At 40.5% G+C, this 22964-nt stretch carries 16 protein-coding genes; all 16 read left to right on the forward strand.

Annotated elements, in window-relative coordinates; translation table 11 throughout:
- Positions 1-3 precede the first annotated feature (3 nt).
- Positions 4-2154 (forward strand): penicillin-binding protein, encoded by a 2151-nt coding sequence (locus NSQ52_RS07440; protein WP_342474106.1) that lies wholly within the window; start codon positions 4-6, stop codon positions 2152-2154.
- Positions 2155-2279: 125 nt separating this feature from the next.
- Positions 2280-4199, forward strand: a complete 1920-nt coding sequence (locus NSQ52_RS07445; protein ID WP_019743279.1) for a stage V sporulation protein D — start codon at positions 2280-2282, stop codon at positions 4197-4199.
- A 211-nt stretch (positions 4200-4410) separates the two neighbouring features.
- Positions 4411-5886, forward strand: coding sequence for a UDP-N-acetylmuramoyl-L-alanyl-D-glutamate--2,6-diaminopimelate ligase (locus NSQ52_RS07450; protein ID WP_342474031.1), 1476 nt, complete (start codon positions 4411-4413; stop codon positions 5884-5886).
- A gap of 136 nt (positions 5887-6022) precedes the next feature.
- Entirely contained in the window at positions 6023-6997 is a 975-nt protein-coding gene (gene mraY, locus NSQ52_RS07455) for a phospho-N-acetylmuramoyl-pentapeptide-transferase (RefSeq protein ID WP_007499771.1), read from the forward strand.
- Entirely contained in the window at positions 6998-8353 is a 1356-nt protein-coding gene (gene murD, locus NSQ52_RS07460) for a UDP-N-acetylmuramoyl-L-alanine--D-glutamate ligase (protein ID WP_342474032.1), read from the forward strand.
- 59 nt (positions 8354-8412) lie between these two features.
- Positions 8413-9513: a stage V sporulation protein E gene (spoVE, locus tag NSQ52_RS07465; RefSeq protein ID WP_039166797.1), complete on the forward strand. Its 1101-nt coding sequence runs from the start codon at positions 8413-8415 to the stop codon at positions 9511-9513.
- 198 nt (positions 9514-9711) lie between these two features.
- On the forward strand, positions 9712-10806 hold the full coding sequence (gene murG, locus NSQ52_RS07470; RefSeq protein ID WP_024720309.1) for an undecaprenyldiphospho-muramoylpentapeptide beta-N-acetylglucosaminyltransferase: 1095 nt from the start codon (positions 9712-9714) through the stop codon (positions 10804-10806).
- Between the two features lie 30 nt (positions 10807-10836).
- Complete coding sequence (murB, locus tag NSQ52_RS07475) at positions 10837-11748, forward strand: UDP-N-acetylmuramate dehydrogenase (protein ID WP_007499764.1); 912 nt, start codon at positions 10837-10839, stop codon at positions 11746-11748.
- A 136-nt stretch (positions 11749-11884) separates the two neighbouring features.
- Complete coding sequence (locus tag NSQ52_RS07480) at positions 11885-12664, forward strand: cell division protein FtsQ/DivIB (protein ID WP_342474033.1); 780 nt, start codon at positions 11885-11887, stop codon at positions 12662-12664.
- Positions 12661-13350 (forward strand): DUF881 domain-containing protein, encoded by a 690-nt coding sequence (locus NSQ52_RS07485; RefSeq protein ID WP_007499760.1) that lies wholly within the window; start codon positions 12661-12663, stop codon positions 13348-13350. The genes NSQ52_RS07480 and NSQ52_RS07485 overlap by 4 nt, the downstream gene beginning before the upstream one ends.
- 20 nt (positions 13351-13370) lie before the next feature.
- Positions 13371-14096, forward strand: coding sequence for a DUF881 domain-containing protein (locus NSQ52_RS07490; protein WP_007499758.1), 726 nt, complete (start codon positions 13371-13373; stop codon positions 14094-14096).
- Entirely contained in the window at positions 14096-14464 is a 369-nt protein-coding gene (locus NSQ52_RS07495; protein ID WP_003210988.1) for a small basic family protein, read from the forward strand. The genes NSQ52_RS07490 and NSQ52_RS07495 overlap by 1 nt, the downstream gene beginning before the upstream one ends.
- A gap of 159 nt (positions 14465-14623) precedes the next feature.
- The gene (gene ftsA, locus NSQ52_RS07500) at positions 14624-15946 is read left to right on the forward strand and encodes a cell division protein FtsA (RefSeq protein WP_007499754.1); all 1323 of its coding nucleotides are present in this window, start codon (positions 14624-14626) and stop codon (positions 15944-15946) included.
- A 33-nt stretch (positions 15947-15979) separates the two neighbouring features.
- Positions 15980-17125: a cell division protein FtsZ gene (gene ftsZ, locus NSQ52_RS07505; protein WP_007499752.1), complete on the forward strand. Its 1146-nt coding sequence runs from the start codon at positions 15980-15982 to the stop codon at positions 17123-17125.
- 307 nt (positions 17126-17432) lie between these two features.
- On the forward strand, positions 17433-21746 hold the full coding sequence (locus tag NSQ52_RS07510) for a S8 family serine peptidase (RefSeq protein ID WP_342474107.1): 4314 nt from the start codon (positions 17433-17435) through the stop codon (positions 21744-21746).
- 249 nt (positions 21747-21995) lie between these two features.
- Positions 21996-22925, forward strand: coding sequence for a sigma-E processing peptidase SpoIIGA (gene spoIIGA, locus NSQ52_RS07515; protein WP_342474034.1), 930 nt, complete (start codon positions 21996-21998; stop codon positions 22923-22925).
- Positions 22926-22964 lie beyond the last annotated feature (39 nt).

Below are 22964 nucleotides of genomic sequence, written 5' to 3' on the forward strand. Positions count from 1 at the left end.
GCGATGCCTAAAAAGAATAAAATGATGAACAGAGGCGCGGCAATTGCGAGTATTTGCTTCGCCCTGTTTTTCTTTATCATCCTTGCACGTTTTATTTATATTCAGATTACGGGAACCGTCGATGGACAAGTGTTAGCTGCAAAAGCCAATGAACAATATCAATCGAAAAAAACACTTGAAGCCAAAAGAGGCTCCATTTTAGACAGAAACGGAAATGTGATTGCGGAAGATACATCTGTGTATAAACTGATTGCGATCATGAGCAAGAAAATGACGGTCGATCCAAAGCATCCGATGCATGTCGTTGACAAAGAAAAGACAGCAAAAGAGCTGTCAAAAGTCATTGATATGAGTGAGAGTGAAATTTTAAAGCGTCTGAATACAAAGGATGCGTTCCAAGTCGAGTTTGGTAAAGCCGGAAAGGATATTAGTTTTTCAACTAAGGAAAAAATTGAAAAGCTAAAACTTCCTGGGATCGCCTTTGAAAAAGATACAAAGAGGTATTATCCAAACGGCATGTTTGCTTCGAACTTAATCGGTTATGCTAGATTAGATGAAGCCACCAAGGACATGTCAGGCGCAATGGGTCTAGAAAAGGCTCTGAATAAATATTTAAAAGAAAAAGATGGCTATGTAACGTATAACAGCGATAGAAGCGGATGGGCACTTCCGAATAGTAAAGAAGACATCGTTGCCCCGAAAGACGGGAAAAACGTCACACTGACCATCGACCAAAAAATTCAAGCATTTCTTGAAGAAAGTATGACGCAGGTCGCTAAAAAATATAAGCCGAAGAAAATCATTGCGACAGTCGTTGATCCGAAAACTGGAAGAGTTCTTGCAATGGGACAGCGGCCAAGCTTTAATTTAAATGAACTCGACATTACGAATTATAACAACGATGTCATTTCTTACGCATTTGAACCAGGTTCAACGATGAAAATTTTCACACTCGCTGCTGCTATCCAAGAAGGAGTGTACCAAGGCAGTGACAAGTATCAGTCTGGTACTTATAAAGTAGGCGGCGGTCTTGTAAGAGACCATAACAACGGAAATGGCTGGGGAAAAATTGATTTTCATGAAGGTGTTCTACGTTCTTCAAACGTAGCTTTTGCGAAATTGGCAAAAGAAAAATTAGGTTTCACACGCTACGAACAATACTTGCAAAAATTCCATTTCTATGACAAAACAGGCATAGACTTGCCAAACGAAGCGTCTAGTAAAATCAATTTCAGATACGAATATGACAAAGCATCGACTGCTTATGGTCAGGCGTCCGCGATTACCCCAATTCAGCAAATTGAAGCGGCGACAGCCATTGCAAACGGTGGAACGATGATGAAGCCATATGTAATCGATCATATTACAGATCCGAACACAAACAAAACAATTTTACAGCACGAACCAACAGTAGCAGGAAAACCAATTTCTTCTGATACAGCGAAGCAAGTCCGTGACATTTTAGGTGAGGTCGTTTCCTCAAAAATTGGCACAGGACAGCCATACCAAATCAAAGGTTTTGATGTCGCTGGGAAAACGGGTACAGGACAAATTGGCGGTGCTGGCGGCTACCTTCAAGGGAGAAACGATTACGTCTTTTCATTTATGGGAATGGCACCAAAAGATGATCCGAAGCTGCTCGTTTATGTGGCTGTCCAACAGCCTCAGCTATCTGAAACACAAACAGGCTCTGCCCCTGTTTCAGAAATCTTTAACCCTGTGATGAAAAATAGTTTGCTCTATTTAAATATCGCACCAACAAAAACAGACGATAAAAAATCTGGCAAACAGAAAATAAAACAAGAAACAATGCCGTCATTCCTAGATTTAGAAGTGAAACAGGCAGAAACAGAAGCAAAAAACAAAAAGTTATCACCTGTTGTCATTGGTGACGGTTTATCCATTAAACGCCAATGGCCAAGTGCGGGCTCTGAATACTCTGAAAGCCAGAAAGTCTTTTTGAAAACAGCAGGGAAAACCATTAAAATGCCTGATATGACAGGCTGGTCCAGAAGGGAAGTTCTTCAATATGCGTCTATTTCAGGTGTGCATATTGAAACAAATGGACAGGGATATGCTGTCAAACAAAGCGTGAAAAGTGGAGCAGAGATTTCAGATAAAGTCGTCACAGTGACCTTCAAAAGTCCAAATTAACTTGAAAACCTAGCAAATCATTTGCTAGGTTTTTTTCTTTTGCTTGAGCGATGGACGAGATCGTTCTATAAAAAGACGAGCCTGCATATGATGAAAACAAGCCATATGTAAGGAGTGAACCGGGCGTGCGAGTGTCAAGTGTAACAGTGAGAAAACGATTGCTTTTCGTGCTGCTGTTTGGGGTGATCATTTTTTTCATCATAGATACTAGATTAGGATATGTGCAGTTTATTATGGGCGAGAAGCTGACTAGTTTAGCGAAAGATTCATGGAGCCGTAACCTTCCATTTGAACCAGAACGAGGAGATATTTTGGACCGAAATGGGGTGGAGCTTGCGACGAACAAAAGTGCTCCCTCTATTTTAGTCGTGCCGCGGCAGGTGAAAGACCCAGCAGAAACAAGCAAAAAATTAGCTGCAGTACTGAATATGTCTGAGGAGAAAGCGTACAAGCATGTCACCAAGAAAACGTCTATAGAACGAATTTCCCCAGAGGGGAGAAAAGTATCTCATGAAAAAGCAAAAGAAGTCAGAGAACTTGATTTAGATGGAGTCTATGTAGCAGAAGACAGCATCAGACATTACCCGTTTGGAAGTTTCTTATCTCATGTATTGGGTTTTGCTGGAATTGATAATCAAGGCTTACTTGGGCTAGAAGCGTACTATGATGATGACCTAAAAGGTGAAAAAGGCTCTGTGAAATTTTATTCTGATGCAAAAGGGCAGAAAATGCCAGATGAAGCAGATGATTATACACCGCCTAAAGATGGGCTTGATATGAAATTAACAGTTGATTCAAAAGTGCAAACCATCATCGAACGAGAATTAGACAATGCTCAGGCAAAATATAACCCAGATGGCATGATTGCCATTGCCATGAATCCGAAAAATGGTGAGGTGCTGGGAATGTCGAGCAGACCTGACTTTGATCCGGCTGACTATCAATCAGTTGATTCAAAAGTATTTAACCGAAACTTACCGGTGTGGAGCACATATGAGCCAGGATCGACGTTTAAAATCATTACACTGGCAGCTGCTCTGGAAGAAAATAAAGTAAATTTAAAACGTGATCAATTTTTTGACAGCGGATCTGTGACAGTGGATGGCGCAAGGCTCAGATGCTGGAAAAAGGGAGGACATGGATCACAGTCGTTTCTAGAAGTGGTACAAAACTCTTGTAACCCAGGATTCGTCGAGCTAGGCGACCGTCTTGGAAAAGATAAATTATTTTCTTATATTAAAAATTTCGGCTTTGGTCAAAAGACAGGCATCGACCTTCAAGGAGAAGGTAGAGGAATTTTGTTCCCGCTTGATCGTGTTGGTCCTGTAGAACAGGCAACAACAGCCTTTGGTCAAGGTGTATCTGTTACGCCGATTCAACAAGTAGCTGCAGTGGCAGCCGCAGTAAATGGAGGAACGCTTTACACGCCGTATATTGCAAAAGAATGGATCGATCCAATTACAAAAGAGGTGGTGAAAAAGCAATCACCAATTGCCAAGAAGAAAGTCATTTCAGCGGAGACGTCTAAAGAAATCAGGTATGCCCTTGAAAGTGTAGTCGCTCAAGGAACTGGCCGGAATGCATTCGTTGAAGGATATCGGGTGGGCGGAAAAACAGGAACAGCACAGAAAGTAAAAGACGGAAAGTACATGGAAAATAACCACATTGTGTCATTTATCGGGTTTGCACCTGCGGATGATCCAAGCATTGTTGTATATGTAGCAGTAGATAACCCAAAAGGCACGATTCAATTTGGTGGGACAGTAGCAGCACCTATTGTGGGCCATATTATGCGAGACAGTCTGCCTGAAATGGGCGTGAAAAAAAGAAAAGGACAAATTGAAAAGAAGTACCAATGGCTGGACACAAAAACCATTGAGGTACCGAATCTTGTAGGAGGATCTGTTTCTGACCTTGAATCACTCCTGATTAATTTAAAGATTGATGCTTCAGGAACTGGCAGTAAAGTGGTGAAGCAATCGCCTGCTGCCGGCACAAAGGTCAAAGAAGGTTCCACGATCCGATTATACTTAAATGATGAATAATAAAGAATGAACAGAGGGTAGCCGCACTCATTCGGCTGCCTCTTTTTGTTGAAAGTGAAGGGTCGCTTTAAAAAAAGAGCATAAAGTGTGTTTTTTCCAAGAGAAACTTAAGGAATACGCTGGATGTATCCTTTTTTTTACGATAAAATATAGACTGTGTGTTTTTTTCACAAGACATGCACGTGAACGAATTTGAGAGGTTTGATATGAAATGAAATTACAAGAACTCCTTACATACTTTAAAAGTGAAAACAGAGAACTGATAAACGAAAATCCGGAGATTACTTCCATTGAAATGGATTCAAGAGAAGTGAAAAAAGGGAGTCTTTTTGTCTGTATAAAAGGCTATACAGTAGATGGACATGATTACGCTGAAAAAGCTGTGAAAAGCGGGGCTGCAGCGATTGTAGCAGAACACCCACTTCACATAACAGATGTACCAGTCATTATTGTAAAACACTCTCAAAGAGCACTTGCAAGAATGGCAGATGCTTTTTACGAACAGCCAACTCATAAACTCAATCTAATTGGTATTACAGGAACGAACGGGAAAACGTCCACAACACACATGATTGAGCAAATCATGAGAAAAGCCGATAAAAAAACAGGTTTAATCGGTACGATGTATATGAAGGTAAACGATGAAATTCTCGAAGTGAAAAACACAACACCTGAGAGTGTCACCCTTCAGAAGACCTTTAAGCAGATGCTTGATCAAGACGTAGATACGGCCATTATGGAAGTGTCATCACATGCTTTGCATCTTGGGCGTGTTCATGGATGTGATTATGATATTGCCGTCTTTACAAATCTTACCCAAGATCATCTGGACTACCACAACACAATGGAAGAATATAAACATGCAAAAAGCTTGCTCTTTTCCCAGCTCGGAAGTGCCTTTCAGCACGATAAGCCGAAGCATGCCATTTTAAATGCAGATGATGAAGCGTCTAGTTATTTTGAAAAAGTCACAGCTGCTGAAATTATGACGTATGGCTTAGAGCAAGAATCAGATGTAATGGCAAAGAACATTCAAATTAAACCAAAGGGAACACAATTTGATTTGATCACCCCAATCGGCACAAAAAATGTGACGGTTGCCCTTATTGGGAAATTCAATGTGTATAACATTCTAGCAGCTGTATCAGTAGGAATTGTATCAGGCTTAACGTTTGAAACGATCGTTAGTGCCATTGAAGAACTTGAGGGAGTCAAAGGAAGATTCGAACTTGTGAATTTTGATCAAGACTTCCCAGTCATCGTTGATTATGCGCACACACCTGACAGTTTAGAAAATGTACTGACTACGTGTAGAGAATTAACAGAAGGTAGAATTTTCTGTGTAGTTGGCTGCGGGGGCGACCGTGATAAAACCAAGCGCCCTCAGATGGCCCAAATCGCTGTGAAATATGCAGATGAGCCTGTTTTCACATCAGATAATCCAAGAAGTGAAGATCCATCAGCCATTTTGAAAGACATGGAAAATGGCGTGCCAAACGCCTATTATCACAGCTTTGTGAACCGGAAACAGGCCATCTTTTTTGCCATTGCTAATGCAAAAAAGGGCGATACAGTCTTAATAGCTGGAAAAGGCCATGAGACGTACCAAATCATTGGTGATCAAGTCTATGACTTTGATGATGCCAAGGTGGCAGCGGACGCTATTTTAGATCTAAACAAATCTTAAAAATGATGAAAAGAGTGTAATGAAATGAAGCATTTTGTACAAAAACAACATACGAAAGACACGAATGAATATCATAATAATGAATGCTATTTTCTAATGGAAAACGGCTTTGGAAATTCGGAAGGAGTAAAGAACAATGCTTGAACAGGTGATATTGTTTACAATCATAATGGGATTTTTAATCAGTGTTCTTTTATCCCCGATTTTTATTCCGTTTTTAAGAAGACTTAAATTTGGTCAAAGTATTAGAGAAGAAGGACCTCAGTCTCACCAAAAGAAATCTGGTACCCCAACAATGGGCGGAATTATGATTATCTTTTCTATTACAATTACAACGATCGTAATGATTAACAAATTCTCTGAGATTAGTCCAGAAATGTTTTTATTGTTATTTGTCACCCTTGGCTACGGATTATTAGGATTTTTAGATGATTATATTAAAGTAGCGATGAAGCGAAATCTTGGCTTAACATCGAAACAAAAACTGATCGGGCAAATTGTGATTGCTGTGATTTTCTATGCAGTCTTCCATTATTATGAGTTTGCAACGACTATTCGCATTCCAGGAACAGATGTCAGCTTTGACTTAGGATGGGCATACTTTATCCTCGTCGTTTTCATGCTTGTCGGTGGTTCTAATGCGGTAAACCTTACGGATGGACTTGATGGTTTATTATCTGGAACAGCTGCTATTGCATTCGGAGCTTTTGCTATATTGGCTTGGAATCAATCTCAGTATGATGTGGCGATCTTTTCGGTAGCAGTAGCAGGCGCTGTCCTTGGGTTCCTTGTCTTTAATGCGCATCCTGCAAAAGTATTTATGGGTGATACGGGATCGCTTGCTTTAGGCGGTGCCATAGTGGCCATTGCCATTTTAACGAAACTTGAGATTTTACTCGTCATTATTGGAGGAGTATTTGTTGTTGAAACGTTATCCGTTATCCTTCAAGTCATCTCCTTCAAAACAACTGGAAAAAGAATCTTTAAGATGAGCCCGCTTCACCACCACTATGAGTTAGTTGGCTGGTCTGAGTGGAGAGTAGTTGTCACCTTCTGGACAGCTGGTTTATTGCTTGCTGTTTTAGGAATTTACATCGAGGTGTGGTTATAATTGAATAGGATGCAAATGTTAAAAGACGAACATGTACTAGTACTAGGCCTTGCAAAAAGCGGATATGCGGCAGCCTCAATTCTTCACGAGCACGGAATAAACGTGACGGTCAATGACCAAAAAGCTTTTGAAGAAAACGAGCCTGCTCAGTTACTTTCTGAAAAGGGGATTGATGTCATTTGTGGCAGTCATCCTCTTCGTATGTTCGACGATAAAGAAATTACGATTTTAATTAAGAACCCTGGAATTCCTTATGAGAATGTGATGGTTCAAGAGGCGCTTCGCCGAAAAATTCCAGTTTGGACTGAAATAGAATTGGCGTATCATTTGACCTCATCTCCTTTTATTGGGATTACCGGATCAAATGGAAAAACGACCACGACCACTTTGATTTATGAAATGTTGAAAAAAGACAGTCAAAAAACATTGGTAGCAGGTAATATCGGAACGGTCGCAAGTGAAGTTGCCGCGCGTGCAGCGGGCGATGAATGGATCGTAACTGAGCTCTCATCATTTCAGTTAATGGGAACCTTTGAATTCAGACCTAAAATCAGCTTAATATTAAATATTTTTGACGCACATTTAGACTATCATCACACGCGTGAAGAATACGAAAAAGCAAAACAGAAAGTGTATGCACATCAACAAGAAGATGACGTAGCTGTGGTTAACCTAGATGATCCATCTGTTGTCAAACTAGCAGAAGATTCGAAAGCGCAAAAAGTGTTTTTCTCAGTTAAAGAGCCGGTAGCACATGGAGCGTTTATTAAAGATGGTGCCATCTACTATATGAATGAACTTGTCATTGACCTCAAGGATGTTGTTCTTCCTGGTGAGCATAACCAAGAAAATATTCTAGCAGCTATTTGTGTTGTAAAAAATGCAGGCTGCTCAAACGAAGCGATTGCGCAAGTTCTTACTACATTTAGTGGAGTGAAGCATCGTTTGCAATTTGTGGAGACGATTCAAAATAGAAAATTTTATAATGACAGTAAAGCGACCAATATACTGGCAACAAGTAAAGCTTTGTCTGCCTTCAAGCAGCCGACCATTTTACTAGCAGGTGGACTGGATCGTGGCAATGAATTTGATGAATTAAAACCTTTTATGAAGAATGTAAAAGGAATAATTACATTTGGTGAGACTGCGCCTAAGTTTGTGAAGCTTGGTGAAGAGCTGGGAATACATCACGTAAAACATGTCGATAATGTTGAACAAGCAGTACCTGCGGCGTTTAGCATATCTGAAGAAGAAGACGTGATTTTATTGTCTCCAGCTTGTGCAAGCTGGGATCAGCATAAAACATTTGAAGAACGTGGAGACATGTTTGTAAACGCCGTGCATATGCTTAAATAAGGGCTTGTCTCTCATATGACTGACAGCCCAAATGAAATTATGCTTGGGGTGTCGGTCTCTTGACGAATAAGAAAACTTCTCCGGATTTTTTGCTTGTTGTCATTACGTTACTTTTATTGACGATTGGTTTAATTATGGTGTACAGCGCAAGTGCTGTGTGGGCATCGTATAAATTTGATGATTCGTTTTATTTTGCAAAAAGACAGCTTTTGTTTGCCGGAATCGGAGTTATCGCAATGTTTTTCATTATGCGGGTCGATTATTGGACGTGGCGGACTTGGTCAAAGATACTGATTGCAGTGTGTTTTCTCCTACTCGTGCTTGTCTTGATTCCTGGTATCGGTATGGAGAGAAATGGTTCAAGAAGCTGGATTGGTGTCGGTGCGTTTAGTATTCAGCCATCTGAATTTATGAAGCTTGCGATGATTGCGTTTCTTGCAAAATTCTTATCTGAAAAACAAAAGAATATCACATCCTTTCGTAAAGGTTTCGCCCCAGCACTAGGCATTGTGTTTTCTGCATTTGCCATCATTATGCTACAGCCGGACCTAGGTACAGGAACGGTTATGGTTGGAACCTGTATTATTATGATATTTGTTTCAGGTGCGAGAATCGCTCACTTTATCTTTCTCGGTCTTTTAGGGCTTAGCGGATTTGCCGCACTTGTCTTATCAGCACCCTATCGAATAAAACGAATTACATCTTATTTAAATCCTTGGGAGGATCCACTTGGCAGCGGGTTTCAAATTATTCAATCCTTATACGCTGTCGGTCCAGGCGGTCTGTTTGGAATGGGGCTAGGTCAGAGTAGACAAAAATTCTTCTATTTGCCTGAGCCTCAAACAGACTTTATCTTTGCTATATTGTCTGAAGAACTTGGATTTATAGGTGGATCACTCATTTTGCTGCTCTTTAGTGTTCTATTGTGGAGAGGCATTAGAATAGCCCTCGGTGCACCAGATTTATATGGAAGTTTCTTGGCAGTGGGCATCATCTCAATGGTTGCCATTCAAGTAATGATTAATATCGCAGTTGTCACAGGTCTCATCCCTGTGACGGGCATCACACTCCCATTCATAAGTTATGGCGGTTCATCACTGACATTAATGCTGATGGCAATTGGCGTACTTTTGAATGTAAGCAGGTATGCTAGATATTAATGTGCTGATAGTTCATGAAACCATATAGACTTTTATTTTGCAAAAGTATGAAAAAATGATTTGAAGAGTGAAAATGGCAGTTTCTGTTTCGAAAACATGATGATTGACTCTTCTTTACAGGTTTTGACGGAGCCCTGTTGTTTAAAACAGGGTTTATACTTTGTTCAGAGCAGAAAAAAATTGAGGGGAAATGGTATAATGCGTATAGTTATTAGTGGAGGCGGAACAGGCGGGCATATTTATCCTGCTCTAGCTTTTATTAAAGAAGTGAAAAGACTGCATCCTGATGTGGAATTTTTATATATTGGCACTGAGAATGGGCTTGAAAAGAAAATTGTAGAAAGAGAAAATATCCCTTTTAAATCAATTGAAATTTCAGGTTTTAAAAGAAAGCTTTCCTTTGATAATGTAAAAACAGTGATGAGGTTTCTAAAGGGCGTCCAAAAAAGTAAATCTTATTTAAAAGAATTTAAGCCGGATGCTGTTATTGGAACAGGTGGTTATGTGTGTGGTCCAGTTGTTTATGCTGCGTCTAAGCTAAAAATCCCAACGATCATTCACGAACAAAATAGCCTGCCAGGCATCACAAATAAGTTTCTGGCACGGTATGTGAATAAAGTAGCCATCTGTTTTGAAGAAGCAAAGGAACACTTTCCTTCAGAAAAGGTTGTTTTTACGGGAAACCCAAGAGCCTCTGAAGTCGTCTCTATTAAAGAGGGAAAATCTCTTAAAGAGTTTGGGCTGGATGAGAAGAAAAAAACGGTTCTTATTTTTGGCGGGAGCAGAGGTGCAGCTCCAATCAATCGAGCAGTGATTGACATGCAAGATGAATTAAAGGCAAAGAACTATCAGCTTTTATATATTACAGGTGAGGTTCATTATGAAAAAGTGCTGAACGAATTAAAAGAAAAAGGTGAAGCACCGAATATGATCACAAAGCCTTTCTTGCATCAAATGCCGGAGTATTTAAAATCAATTGATGTCATTGTTGCAAGAGCGGGAGCCACAACGATTGCTGAAGTGACGGCACTTGGAATTCCGACCATCTTCATTCCAAGTCCATACGTGACCGCAAATCATCAAGAAATTAACGCTAGATCACTTGAAAAACATGATGCTGCGATCGTTTTAAGAGAATCAGAGCTTTCTGGAGATCGCTTGCTTCATGCAATTGATGAAATTGCTGGTAATGACGAGAAACTACATCAAATGAGCCGTTTAACAAAAGAACTTGGAGTACCAGATGCGGCCACACGTTTATATAATGTGTTAAAAGAAATTACGACTTCATGATGAATGATATGAGGTAAGGCGGAGGGTAATATGGAGAACTTGAAGAATGAATTATTAGAAGCGCAAGTTGGTAAAGTACTTGAAAATGAACCGCTTGCAAATCATACGACAATGAAAATAGGCGGACCGGCCGATCTATTAGTCATCCCTAAAGATGTCGATGCTGTCAAAACAATTATGGATCAGGTGAAAAAACATGATACTCAATGGACGGTCATTGGGAGAGGATCCAATTTACTTGTCCTTGATAAAGGAATTCGCGGGGTCGTTTTAAAGCTGGGCGCTGGGCTTGATCACTTAACTGTCAATGATGAAGAAATTACAGTTGGTGGAGGCTATTCAGTTGTAAGACTCGCGACGTCTCTTAGTAAGCAGGGGCTGTCAGGATTGGAATTCGCAGCTGGTATTCCAGGATCTATTGGTGGTGCTGTTTATATGAACGCAGGGGCACATGGATCTGACATTAGCAAGATTCTTGTGAAAGCGAGAGTCTTATTTGAAGATGGAACGATCGAGTGGTTAACTAATGAGCAAATGAATTTTAGCTATCGAACTTCTGTGCTTCAAAAGGAACGCCCTGGAATTGTTCTCGAAGCAGTGTTCAAGCTTAAACAGGACGAACGTGAGAAAATCACAAAGAAAATGCAGCAAAATAAAGATTATCGCAAGGAAACACAACCGTATAATAAACCATGCGCCGGCAGTATTTTCCGAAATCCATTACCTGAATATGCAGGACAGCTTGTAGAAAAGGCGAATTTAAAAGGATATCAGATTGGCGGCGCTAGAATTTCTGATATGCACGGAAACTTTATTGTCAATGCTGGTGGGGCGAAGGCTCAAGATGTGCTCGACTTAATTCAGTACATTCAAAAGAAAATCAAAGATGACTACAATGTAGAGATGCATACAGAAGTAGAAATTATTGGTGAAGCAAATTAAAGGCTACTACTTATGAATGATGGTATCACAGGAAAACAAACGGCATTTTTTCATGCCGTTTGTTTTCTAATCAATATGAGATAAAGAATGATCCAAAGGTGCGGACAAGCAGCTTTGAATGAGGTGAAGAGTATATATGCGGCCTGATCATGAAAATGAAAAGATCGTCAATATAGAAGAGCGAATCCCTAAAATTAAAGAACAAAGGAAGCAGAAAGCGAATCGGAGATTAATCTCTTTTATTCTGCTGTTTTTTATCATGGTTTTAATTATTGTCTATTTGCAAACACCAATCAGTAAAATTTCTTCTTTGACCATTAGTGGTAATGAACATGTACCAACAAAACAGCTCGTTAAACTTTCGCAAATTAAAGAAGGCGAGACAGAGTTTTGGAACTTAAATAAAGATATGACAGCAGACCATATAAAGCAAAATAAATTGATTAAAAGTGTCAGTATCAAAAAACATTTCCCTAATAAGGTCAGTATTGCTGTCAAAGAGTATGCAAATATTGCGTATCTGCAAAAGGGACATTTTTATTATGAGCTTCTTGAAAACGGGACGGCTTTGCCAGATGAAGTAACGCCAAGTCACGCAGGACCTATTTTTGTCGATTGGGACAATAAAGAGAAATTGAAGCAAACAGTGAAAGCTCTGAATCAACTGCCGGCTTCTATTCAGGAACTAATCTCAGAAGTATATTACGTACCGACTAGCTCCAATCAGTGGCTCGTTAAATTTTATATGAATGATGGAAACACCGTTATTGCATCAATTAAAACATTCGCAGATAAAATGACAACGTACCCTGCCATTGTCAAAGAGCTTTCGTCCTCTGAGAAAGGTACGATTCATATGGAAGTAGCCACATATTTTGAAGCTTTTAAATCTAAGAAAAAGGAAGATGAACGTTGAGAGGCAAAACCGTCATATTCTCAATTGTAATGCTTGTTCTTGGATTTCTGATTTCTTTTTCATACCAATATACGAAGCAGCATCGAGCAGATGTCAATCGAACAGAACAATGGAAAAAAGAATATTCTTTGAAAAGTCAGCTAACAAAGCAAGAAAAGGCGAATCAAAAACTTGAAAAAGAACTTTATCGTCTTCAATCAAAAGTCCAAGAAACAGAGTTTGGTTTGAAAAATGAAAAAGAGCAGTATTTTAATGTTTTGGAAGATGTTGAGAAATACAGAATGTTTACAGGAGAAATAGGTGTAAAAGGGAAAGGGGTAAAAGTATCTCTTGAAGATGCATCTTATATCCCGAGTGGACAAAATGTCAATAATTACATTGTGCATGAGAGCCACATTTTCCATGTGATAAACGAACTATTTATATCAGGGGCATCTGCTGTAGCTATAAACGGACAAAGAATCACACACCAATCATACATACATTGTAACGGTCCAGTCGTCACGGTTGATGGTGTTCAACATCCAGCACCATTTGTCATTTCTGCTATTGGAGATCCAGCTGTTTTAATTCCTGCATTAAACATTGCAGGCGGGGTGGTTGATCAGCTGACAAGTGATCATATTTCCATGACGATTGAAAAGAAGGATATTCGTATGAATCCTCTTCTAAGAAACAAAGATTAAATGTGAAAAGGTGAGTGGTGTTGAGGAAAAAGAAGCCATTACTTAGTTTGACAGTCCTGATGGTCATATTTGGCATCATGGTCTCCATCCAGTTTAACTCTCTACAAAAGCCTAAAGTTCGCGATACTCGAGACGTTTGGGAATTAAGAGAGGATTTATCTGCATCTAAAAGTAAAGAACTGGATTTATTGAAAGAAATTGATAAATATGATGAAATGCTAAAAAAGTATGGCAACCAAGAAGATCAATCAAAAGAAGCACAATTAACAAAAACGTTGAAGGATTTGAAAGAAAAGGCTGGTTTTACAGAGGTAACGGGTGAAGGAGTTGAAATAGAAATTACTCAGCTTTTTTCTAAGGAACTTACCGGAGAAGAAGTCAAAAATATACCACCTGATCTTCTGAAAAAATTAATCAACGAAGCCAATATGTTTGGGGCAAAACATATTTCCATTAATGAACACCGGGTGATTAACACCAGTGTTATTCGAGATATTAATGGTACGACGAAAATGGATGGTTACAGCATAGATGGTGATACAGTCACGATTAAGATGGTCAGCGAGCAGGCCGATAAATTATACAGCCGTTTAAATGTATCAGATATTGGTGATTTGTTTGCTCAGGAAAATTTCAGTTTGAGTATTAGACCGCCGAAGAAAAAAATTCATTTAAAAGCATTTGACGGTACAATTCAATTAAATGAATTGAAGCCTCTTGACGATGTAAAGGAGGGAAAATCTTAATGTGGCTTCCTGTACTTGGTTTAATCATAGGAGTTGCGATCGGTTTCTTAACGAATTTTACGATACCGAATGAGTATTCTAACTATCTTTCCCTCGCCGTACTTGCTGCGCTTGATACATTGATTGGTGGAATCAGAGCACATCTGCAAGGGGCATACGATGAACTAGTGTTTGTATCAGGTTTCTTCTTTAATATTATACTCGCAATAAGTTTAGCTTTTCTGGGCGTCCATCTTGGTGTAGACTTGTATTTAGTCGGAATGTTTGCATTCGGTGTTAGATTGTTTCAAAATATCGCCGTTATTCGAAGAATTCTACTAACAAAATGGACAATTTCTAGAGAAAAAAAGAAAAAAAGTGAGTCATAAAAAAGGATATACATATGATGTAACGAATATTTTCAGTAATCCTAATAAAAAATGTTGATTTTTTAAGTTTTGTTACACACTTGTAAAAACACATTCATTGTATTGTTGTTCAGCAAATAATAGAATAGAAAGTATTGATATGTGAGGAGGTGCCATAGAATGAACAACAATGAAATTTACGTCAGCCTTGACATCGGTACATCCAATATAAAAGTCATCGTCGGAGAAATGGCGGATGATTCGCTTAACATTATAGGTGTTGGAAATGTCCCTTCAGAGGGGTTAAAAAAAGGATCGATTGTTGATATAGATGAAACAGTTCATTCTATTAGACAAGCATTTGAACAGGCTGAGAGAATGGTAGGTTTTCCTTTACAAAAGGCGATAGTCGGAATTAACGGAAACCACATTCATATTCAAAATACGAGCGGCGTTGTCGCAGTGTCTAGTGAAAATAAAGAAATACATGCTGAAGATGTGAGACGTGTCTTGGATGCTGCACAGGTAGTATCTATTCCGCAAGAACATCTCGTAGTAGACGTAATTCCGAGACAATTTATCGTCGACGGAAGAGATGAGATCACAGATCCGAAAAAAATGCTAGGTGTACGGCTAGAAGTGGATGGATCGTTAATCACAGGTTCTAAAACGATTCTACATAACTGGCTCCGATGTGTAGAGCGGGCTGGTATTGAAATTATGGATATTTGCTTGCAGCCACTCGCATCGGGTTCAGCAGCGTTATCGAAAGATGAAAAAAATCTAGGGGTAGCTCTTGTCGATATTGGCGGCGGCTCTACTACGATATCCGTATTTGAAAACGGGCATCTCTATTCTACTCACAGTATCCCATTGGGCGGAGAGAACATTACAAAAGATTTGTCTATAGGACTTAGAACTTCCACTGAAGAAGCTGAACGAATCAAAAAGCAATTTGGGCATGCATTCTATGATGAGGCATCGTCTGAGGAGACATTTGAAGTTTCCGTCATCGGTACGGACCAAAAACAGACGTATACACAACTTGAAGCAGCCAATATCATTGAAGCACGATTGGAAGAGATTCTGCTTTTTGTGGCAGAGGAATTACGCAATATGGGTGTCCATGATTTGCCTGGCGGATTTGTTCTAACAGGTGGACAGGCAGCTATACCAGGTATCCTTTCTCTGGCACAAACGGTCTTACAAAACAATGTAAGAATCGCAAGTCCTAATTATATTGGGGTCAGGGAACCTCAATATATGACAGGAGTGGGCCTGATCCATTTTGCTTATCGCAATGCAAAGATTCAGGGCAGACAGGTTGGATTCCAAATGCCGGATGAAGCATTTCATGAAGTAGGCGCGTCCATGGAGCCGGTTTCTTCTACACCACAAGTAAAAGAAGCTCAGCCAAGACCGAAAGTGAAACAAAAAGCGCAACAAGAGACAAATAAAAAACCGGGCAAAATGAAAAAACTATTTAATATGTTCTGGGAATAGAACTAGATTTTCGACGGATTAGGAGGATTCAGCATGTTGGAGTTTGAAACAAATATAGACGGCCTAGCATCAATTAAAGTAATCGGTGTAGGTGGCGGCGGAAATAACGCTGTCAACCGAATGATTGAAAATGACGTACAGGGTGTCGATTTTATTGCAGTGAATACAGATGCACAGGCGTTAAACTTATCAAAAGCAGAAACAAAAATGCAAATCGGTGCTAAGCTGACAAGAGGGCTTGGAGCAGGTGCGAATCCTGAAGTCGGTAAAAAAGCTGCTGAAGAAAGCAAAGAACAAATTGAAGAAGTCCTAAAAGGCGCTGACATGGTCTTTGTGACAGCCGGTATGGGCGGTGGAACTGGTACGGGTGCTGCACCTGTCATTGCGAAAATCGCAAAAGATTCTGGAGCCTTGACAGTTGGAGTTGTGACTCGTCCTTTCACATTTGAAGGAAGAAAGCGTCAGCTTCAAGCAGTTGAAGGGATTGCTTCTATGAAAGAAGCAGTTGATACGTTAATCGTGATTCCAAACGATCGCCTGCTTGAAATTGTCGATAAAAACACGCCAATGCTTGAAGCATTCCGTGCAGCAGATAACGTGTTAAGACAAGGTGTTCAAGGGATCTCAGATCTCATTGCAACACCAGGTTTAATTAACCTTGACTTTGCTGACGTGAAAACGATCATGTCTAACAAAGGTTCAGCTCTTATGGGAATTGGTGTCGCAACAGGCGAAAACCGTGCTGCTGAAGCAGCGAAAAAAGCCATTTCTTCACCACTTCTTGAAACAGCGATTGATGGAGCACAAGGTGTTATCATGAATATTACTGGTGGTACGAACCTTAGTCTTTATGAGGTACAAGAAGCAGCGGATATTGTTGCATCAGCCTCTGATGAAGATGTCAACATGATCTTTGGATCTGTCATTAATGATAACTTGAAGGATGAAATTGTGGTCACAGTCATCGCAACCGGTTTTATTGAGCAAGAGCCGGAAGTGACAAAACCTCAAAGAAATCCATTAGGACAAGGATTAAAGCAAAATCAATCCATTCCACAAAAGCGTGAAGTAAAACGTGAGGAACATCAGCAAACATCATCACAACCAAGACAAAATACACAGTCAAGTGATGATACATTGGATATCCCAACGTTCTTACGTAACCGCAACAAACGATAAGCAGGCACGATTCATCCCCTTCCTTTGGAAGGGGTTTTTTTATGTCTGCATGGTGAGAAGATCCTGAGCCTGATTGATATAAAAGTCTTGTTTCCGACGTGTTATTTGGAACTATCGTATGTGTTTTGGTTTGAGTCTTTTAAGTCAAAAGAATCATTTTTAATTCCCTTTACAAAAAACGACAAAATGTTGAACTTTATTTGACTACATTAATGAGAACACCATGAAACTTGTCATGATCAAAAAGAAGGGGGAGGGGCAGGATACACACTGTTTGACCATTTGAGGAGGAGGGATTTTATTGAAAGTGAAGTTTCGCAAAACCGCCGTCTATCGTTTCATGAGTCTTTTGGTGATTGGTACTTTAACGATGACAAGCTTTGGGATGGTTCAAGCAAAATCGACTTCTACCTCATATCAGGAGGAAGCCGTTTCCTCTAAGACAACAAAAGCCAAGATTTCTTCGAGATTAAAGAAGCAGTTTCAAAAGGAAGATAAGGTGACCTTCTTAGTCAAAATGAAGGAACAAACGAATGTACAAAAAGTAGCAAAAGAAGCTGTATCAAAAGCAAAAAAACAAAAATTAACTGCGGCTAAAACGCAGTACACAAAAAGATCATCCGTTGTATCTGAGCTGAGAGCAACATCTGATGAAACGCAGCAAGCGCTCCTAGCGTATTTACAAAAGGAAAAAAAGAATAAGCAAGTGAAAGATATTCATTCCTACTATATTGTGAATGGTCTAGCTGTGACGGCAACAAAAGAAGTGATGGAAAAGATTGCTTCTTTTCCAGAAGTAGCTCAAGTGCTGCCGAATGAAACACGTCAACTTCATCGTCCTGTTGATTTGAAGCATGCTAAGCCAAACAAACAAATCAAAGCAGTAGATGGGGTCGAATGGAATATTGCTCAGGTGCATGCACCAGAAGCGTGGGATTTAGGCTATGACGGGACCGGAACCGTTGTGGCAAGTATTGATACAGGTGTCGAATGGGATCATCCTGCGCTAAAAGAAAAATACCGCGGGTTTGATCCTGCTCGTCCGAACGAACCATCTCATGAACTGAATTGGTATGATGCCACGACAGGCTCTGAAGTCCCTTATGATGACTTGGAGCACGGGACCCATGTGACAGGCACAATGGTTGGTTCTGAGCCAGATGGAAAGAATCAAATTGGGGTCGCACCGGGAGCAGAATGGATTGCAGTGAAAGCTTTTTCAGAAGATGGCGGTACAGATGCTGATCTGTTAGATGCCGGTGAGTGGGTTTTAGCACCGAAAGATCAAAACGGAAATCCTCACCCAGAAAAGGCACCTGATGTTGTGAATAATTCGTGGGGCGGTGGCCCAGGTCTTGATGATTGGTATAAAGATGTAGTGAATGCTTGGAGAGCAGCAGACATCTTTCCAGAATTTTCAGCCGGTAATACCGATTTATTCAATCCAGGTGGCGCGGGTTCGATTGCAAATCCCGCTAACTATCAAGAAGCCTTTGCTACAGGCGCAACAGATCATGACAACAAGTTAGGGTCTTTCTCCCTTCAGGGTCCTTCTCCATATGGCGTAATGAAACCAGATATTGCTGCTCCGGGAGTAAACATTCGTTCTTCGATCCCGGGAAAAGGATATGAGGATGGGTGGAATGGTACATCGATGGCAGGTCCGCATGTCTCAGCTGTTGTTCTTCTTCTTCGCCAAGTGCAATCAGACCTTTCTGTTGATGAAATTCAGCAAATTCTCATTGAGACAGCGAAACCACTGACAGATCAGCAATTTCCTGAATCCCCTAACAACGGCTATGGGGCAGGGTTAGTTGATGCAAGAGAGGCGATTACGGCCTTAACCAATGGAATCGGTACGATTGAAGGCCAGGTGACAAAAGAGGGAGAAGATACAGAACCACCTGTTTTTTCACATAAAGGTCCGAATGAAATTTTTGCTGCAACGCCAACCCCATTGACCATCACTGCAGAAGATGAGATAGCAGTGGCAAATGTTTCTTTGACTTACCGAGTAGATCAAGGTGAATGGGAGACGTTGCAAGCCAACCGCACGGATGGAAATCATTTAAAAGGAACCTATACGGTACAGCTCCCTGAACTTGAGGGGGAAAACGTGACGTACCGATGGATTGTGAAAGATTTTGGAGAAAATGAAGCGGCATCAGATTCTTATACACTTCCAATTAAAACATCCATCACCACTGGCTACTCACAAGATTTTGAAGCATGGCCAAGTGGATGGTTCAGTGGTGGAACCAAAGATCCGTGGCAGTGGGGAAAACCGTCCACAGGTCCAAAACAAGCATTTAGCGGGGAACATGTCTATGCCACCAATTTAGACAGTCCTTATGAAAATAAAACGGACGCCAATTTGTCTATGCCGCTCATTGCTGTATCAGATTCAGCTTCTTCCTACCTGCAATATCAATACTGGCATGATCTCGAAGCCAATTATGATTATGTGCATGTCTATGTACAGCCAGAGGGTGAAGACGCCGTTCAAGTGACAGCTTATACGGGGAAAACAAATGCGTGGACAGCAGGCGAAGTTGATTTATCTGCTTATAAAGGGCAAAAAGTGAGAGTCCTGTTTCAGATAAGAACAGATGGCAGTGTCACAAAAGATGGCTTTTATTTAGATGATGTGAAAATCACAGATGAGGCTTTGTCTCAACAAGCTAAGAACCAGCTAGGTGTGATCAAAAAAGAAAAATCCACAAGCCAGAATAAGAAATCAGTTGATCCAAAAAAGGCAAAGCCTGCTAAAGTAAAAAATAAACATGTACACATTCAAAAGCAAAACAGTCATGATGCTCCATCTATTCAAGCTCTTCCAATGAAAGCGCAAATCAGTGTTCTAGAAAGCGGAAAATCAACTTCCACCGATGAAGCGACAGGGAAATATCAGCTGTCTCAAGGAGCAGGAGAATGGACAGTGAAAGCGGAAGCTTACGGCTTTGAATCACGGTCCCAAAAAGTCAAAGTGGCATCAAAAGAAACAGCAGAAGCGAATTTCTCCTTACAGCCGCTAGAGAAACGAACGATCTCCGGCACGGTCGTCAATGAAACAACTGGTGAAAAGGTGAAGAATGCAACTGTTTATCTTGTGGAGGACGCAAAAATTGAGCCGGTGAAAACAGATGAATCCGGTGAATTTTCTCTAGAGGCATTAAGCGGTGTCTATACAGTCAAAATTTTTGCAAAGGGGTTTAAAGGCTATACGTTTACAGCGGATGTGACGGCAAAGCCACTTGAAAAGTCAGTGAAACTTGAGCCTTTTATCGGTTTTCCGGGGGAGATTGGCTACGATGATGGAACGGCTGAAAATGCACGGGCTTTCTACGATCCTGGCAATGGCTGGGCTGTGAAGTTTTCATTAGAAAAAGGAAAGAAACAAGCACAAGTCACAGGTGGTCTTTTCCGGTTTTGGACATCAGAATGGCCAGCTCCTGGAGGCGATGAATTTGCTGTTGAAGTATATGATGCTTCTGGGAAGGGTGGCGCACCAGGTGAGAAAATCGCAGGACCTTTAAAAGCAAATGCACTGCGTAATGGTGAATGGACAAAAGTAGATTTAGAAGATCAAGCCATTACAGTGGATGGAGATTTCTACCTTGTTTATATTCAAACGAAAAAGAATACCGAATCGCCGGGACTTGCCACAGATGAAGATGGCCCTAATGCTGAAAGAAGCTGGCAGCTGACGAGCGGTGCTTTTTCTCCTTCTCCGAAAGAAGAGGGGAATTATATGATTCGTGCGCTCGTAAACTATGAAGCAGATGTACCAGAAATCACTTCTCCAAAGGAAGGAACCATTACAAATCAAGGTGAATTGACGATTGAAGGCACAGCCTCTCCGGGTCTCGATGTGGCCATTTATCAGAATGATGAAGAGGTGGCCAACGTCAAATCAGATGAGTCGGGTACTTTCAAAGAAAATGTATCTGTTCCAAGTGGAGAGCATGTCTTCACGGCGGCGACTGTAACGGATAAAGGCTCAACAAAACATTCCAAGCCAGTCAAGGTGATCATCGATCAAACAGCACCGACATTGACCATTGATACACCGAAAAAAGGCGACAAGTCTAATAGAGAATCACTCACGGTGGAAGGGAAAGTAGCGGATGATTATCTAGATCAAGTCACAGTCAATGGAAAAAAAGCGACCGTAAAGGATGGGGCATATTCTGCAAGGGTGCTGCTTGAGAACGGGAAAAATACAATCAAAGTGACAGCAAAAGATGCGGCTGGAAACAAAACGACTAAAAAGGTCGACATCGATGTACAATATGATGCACCTGTCATTTCTGAATTAACGCCAAAAGACAATATGAATCTATCATCAGGTGAATCGGTTAAGATTTCATTTAAAAGCAGGGAAAAGCTAGATGCCACCTTTGTTCTTCATATGCCGCTAACAAATGCTAGATCAAAACTTCAAAACACAACCGAACTGCCGATTCGTGAAGTAGCACCGGGAAAGTATGAAGGCTACTGGACGGCAACATCTATTGCAAAAGCAAAAGGTGCGGTGATTGAAGTCATTGTCAAAGATGATTATGGAAATGTCACAAGACAGAAGGCAGAAGGAACACTCACCATCAATGAGAAAGAATGACAGCGAAAAAGACACGACTCTTCGGAGCGTGTCTTTTTTTGTGCAATGGGTAGAGGAGACACTTGTCCAACAAATCATTCGGATGTTCTTTCTGTCTCATACGTCGACAAAAACGATAACAATCCACCAAAAGTTCTCTATCATCCCCTACAAGAATTGACAGACTTCCATCCGATGACTGTTTTATACTGGTACAAACAAGTGCAAGTACTGCTTTTGATTCTTTGTTTCAGATGAAAGGAGCAGAAGGTGGTCATTTATTTAGATGTCATTTGGCTGTTAAACTTTTGTTTTGATCTATTGCTGCTCTTACTCACGGCATTTATTCTCAAACGACAAGTGAAAAAAAGGCGATATATGTTAGGAGCTCTCATTGGATCGAGCATTGTTCTCTTGCTCTTTACGCCATTTGCAATGATTGTGTCGCATCCTTTAGGTAAACTGCTTTTTTCTGTCTTGATCGTGCATGGAACCTTTGGCTTTCAAAGATTTCGTTCCTTTTTTCAAAACCTGTTTGCTTTTTACTTTGTCACATTTTTGATGGGAGGGGGCATGATCGGGGTTCATTCGTTTTTGCAGACAAATACAGTCATTCAAGATGGACTGCTTATTTCACAAAATGATGGATTTGGTGATCCCATTAGCTGGCTTTTTGTTCTCACTGGCTTTCCGGCCATTTGGCTGTTTTCAAAGAAACGATTAGGAGAGGTTGGTGCGAAAAAAAGACAATATGACGAACAAGTACTTGTGGAGATACACATTCAAGGAGAAACAATCCGCTTAAATGGGCTGGTCGATTCTGGAAATCAGCTGTATGATCCATTGACGAAAACACCTGTCATGATCGTCCAGCTCGATCAGCTCACATCTATTTTTGGAGAGCCATTTATAGAAAAAATGAAACAGTTTCATCCTGTTGAAGTGATGCAAAAGCTCGATGACCATTTTCCGCTGCTTGATCGTTTAAGACTCGTTCCGTATCGCGCAGTCGGTCATGATCACGGGTTTCTACTATGCTTTAAACCAGATACGGTCGTCCTTTATACAAAAACGCATATGATCCAGCCAGCGAAGTGTTTTGTTGGGATGAGTCTAAGCGGATTATCAGCAGATCAGGAATTTCAATCCATCATTCATCCAGAGATGTTAGACGGAAAAATGATACAAGGGGTGTCGTAGTTTTTTTGTGATGTCTTTTATCTTACGAAGTCAACTGGA

The sequence above is a fragment of the Bacillus sp. FSL W8-1141 genome (assembly GCF_038593205.1).
In the GTDB taxonomy this organism is placed as follows: domain Bacteria; phylum Bacillota; class Bacilli; order Bacillales; family Bacillaceae; genus Bacillus; species Bacillus altitudinis.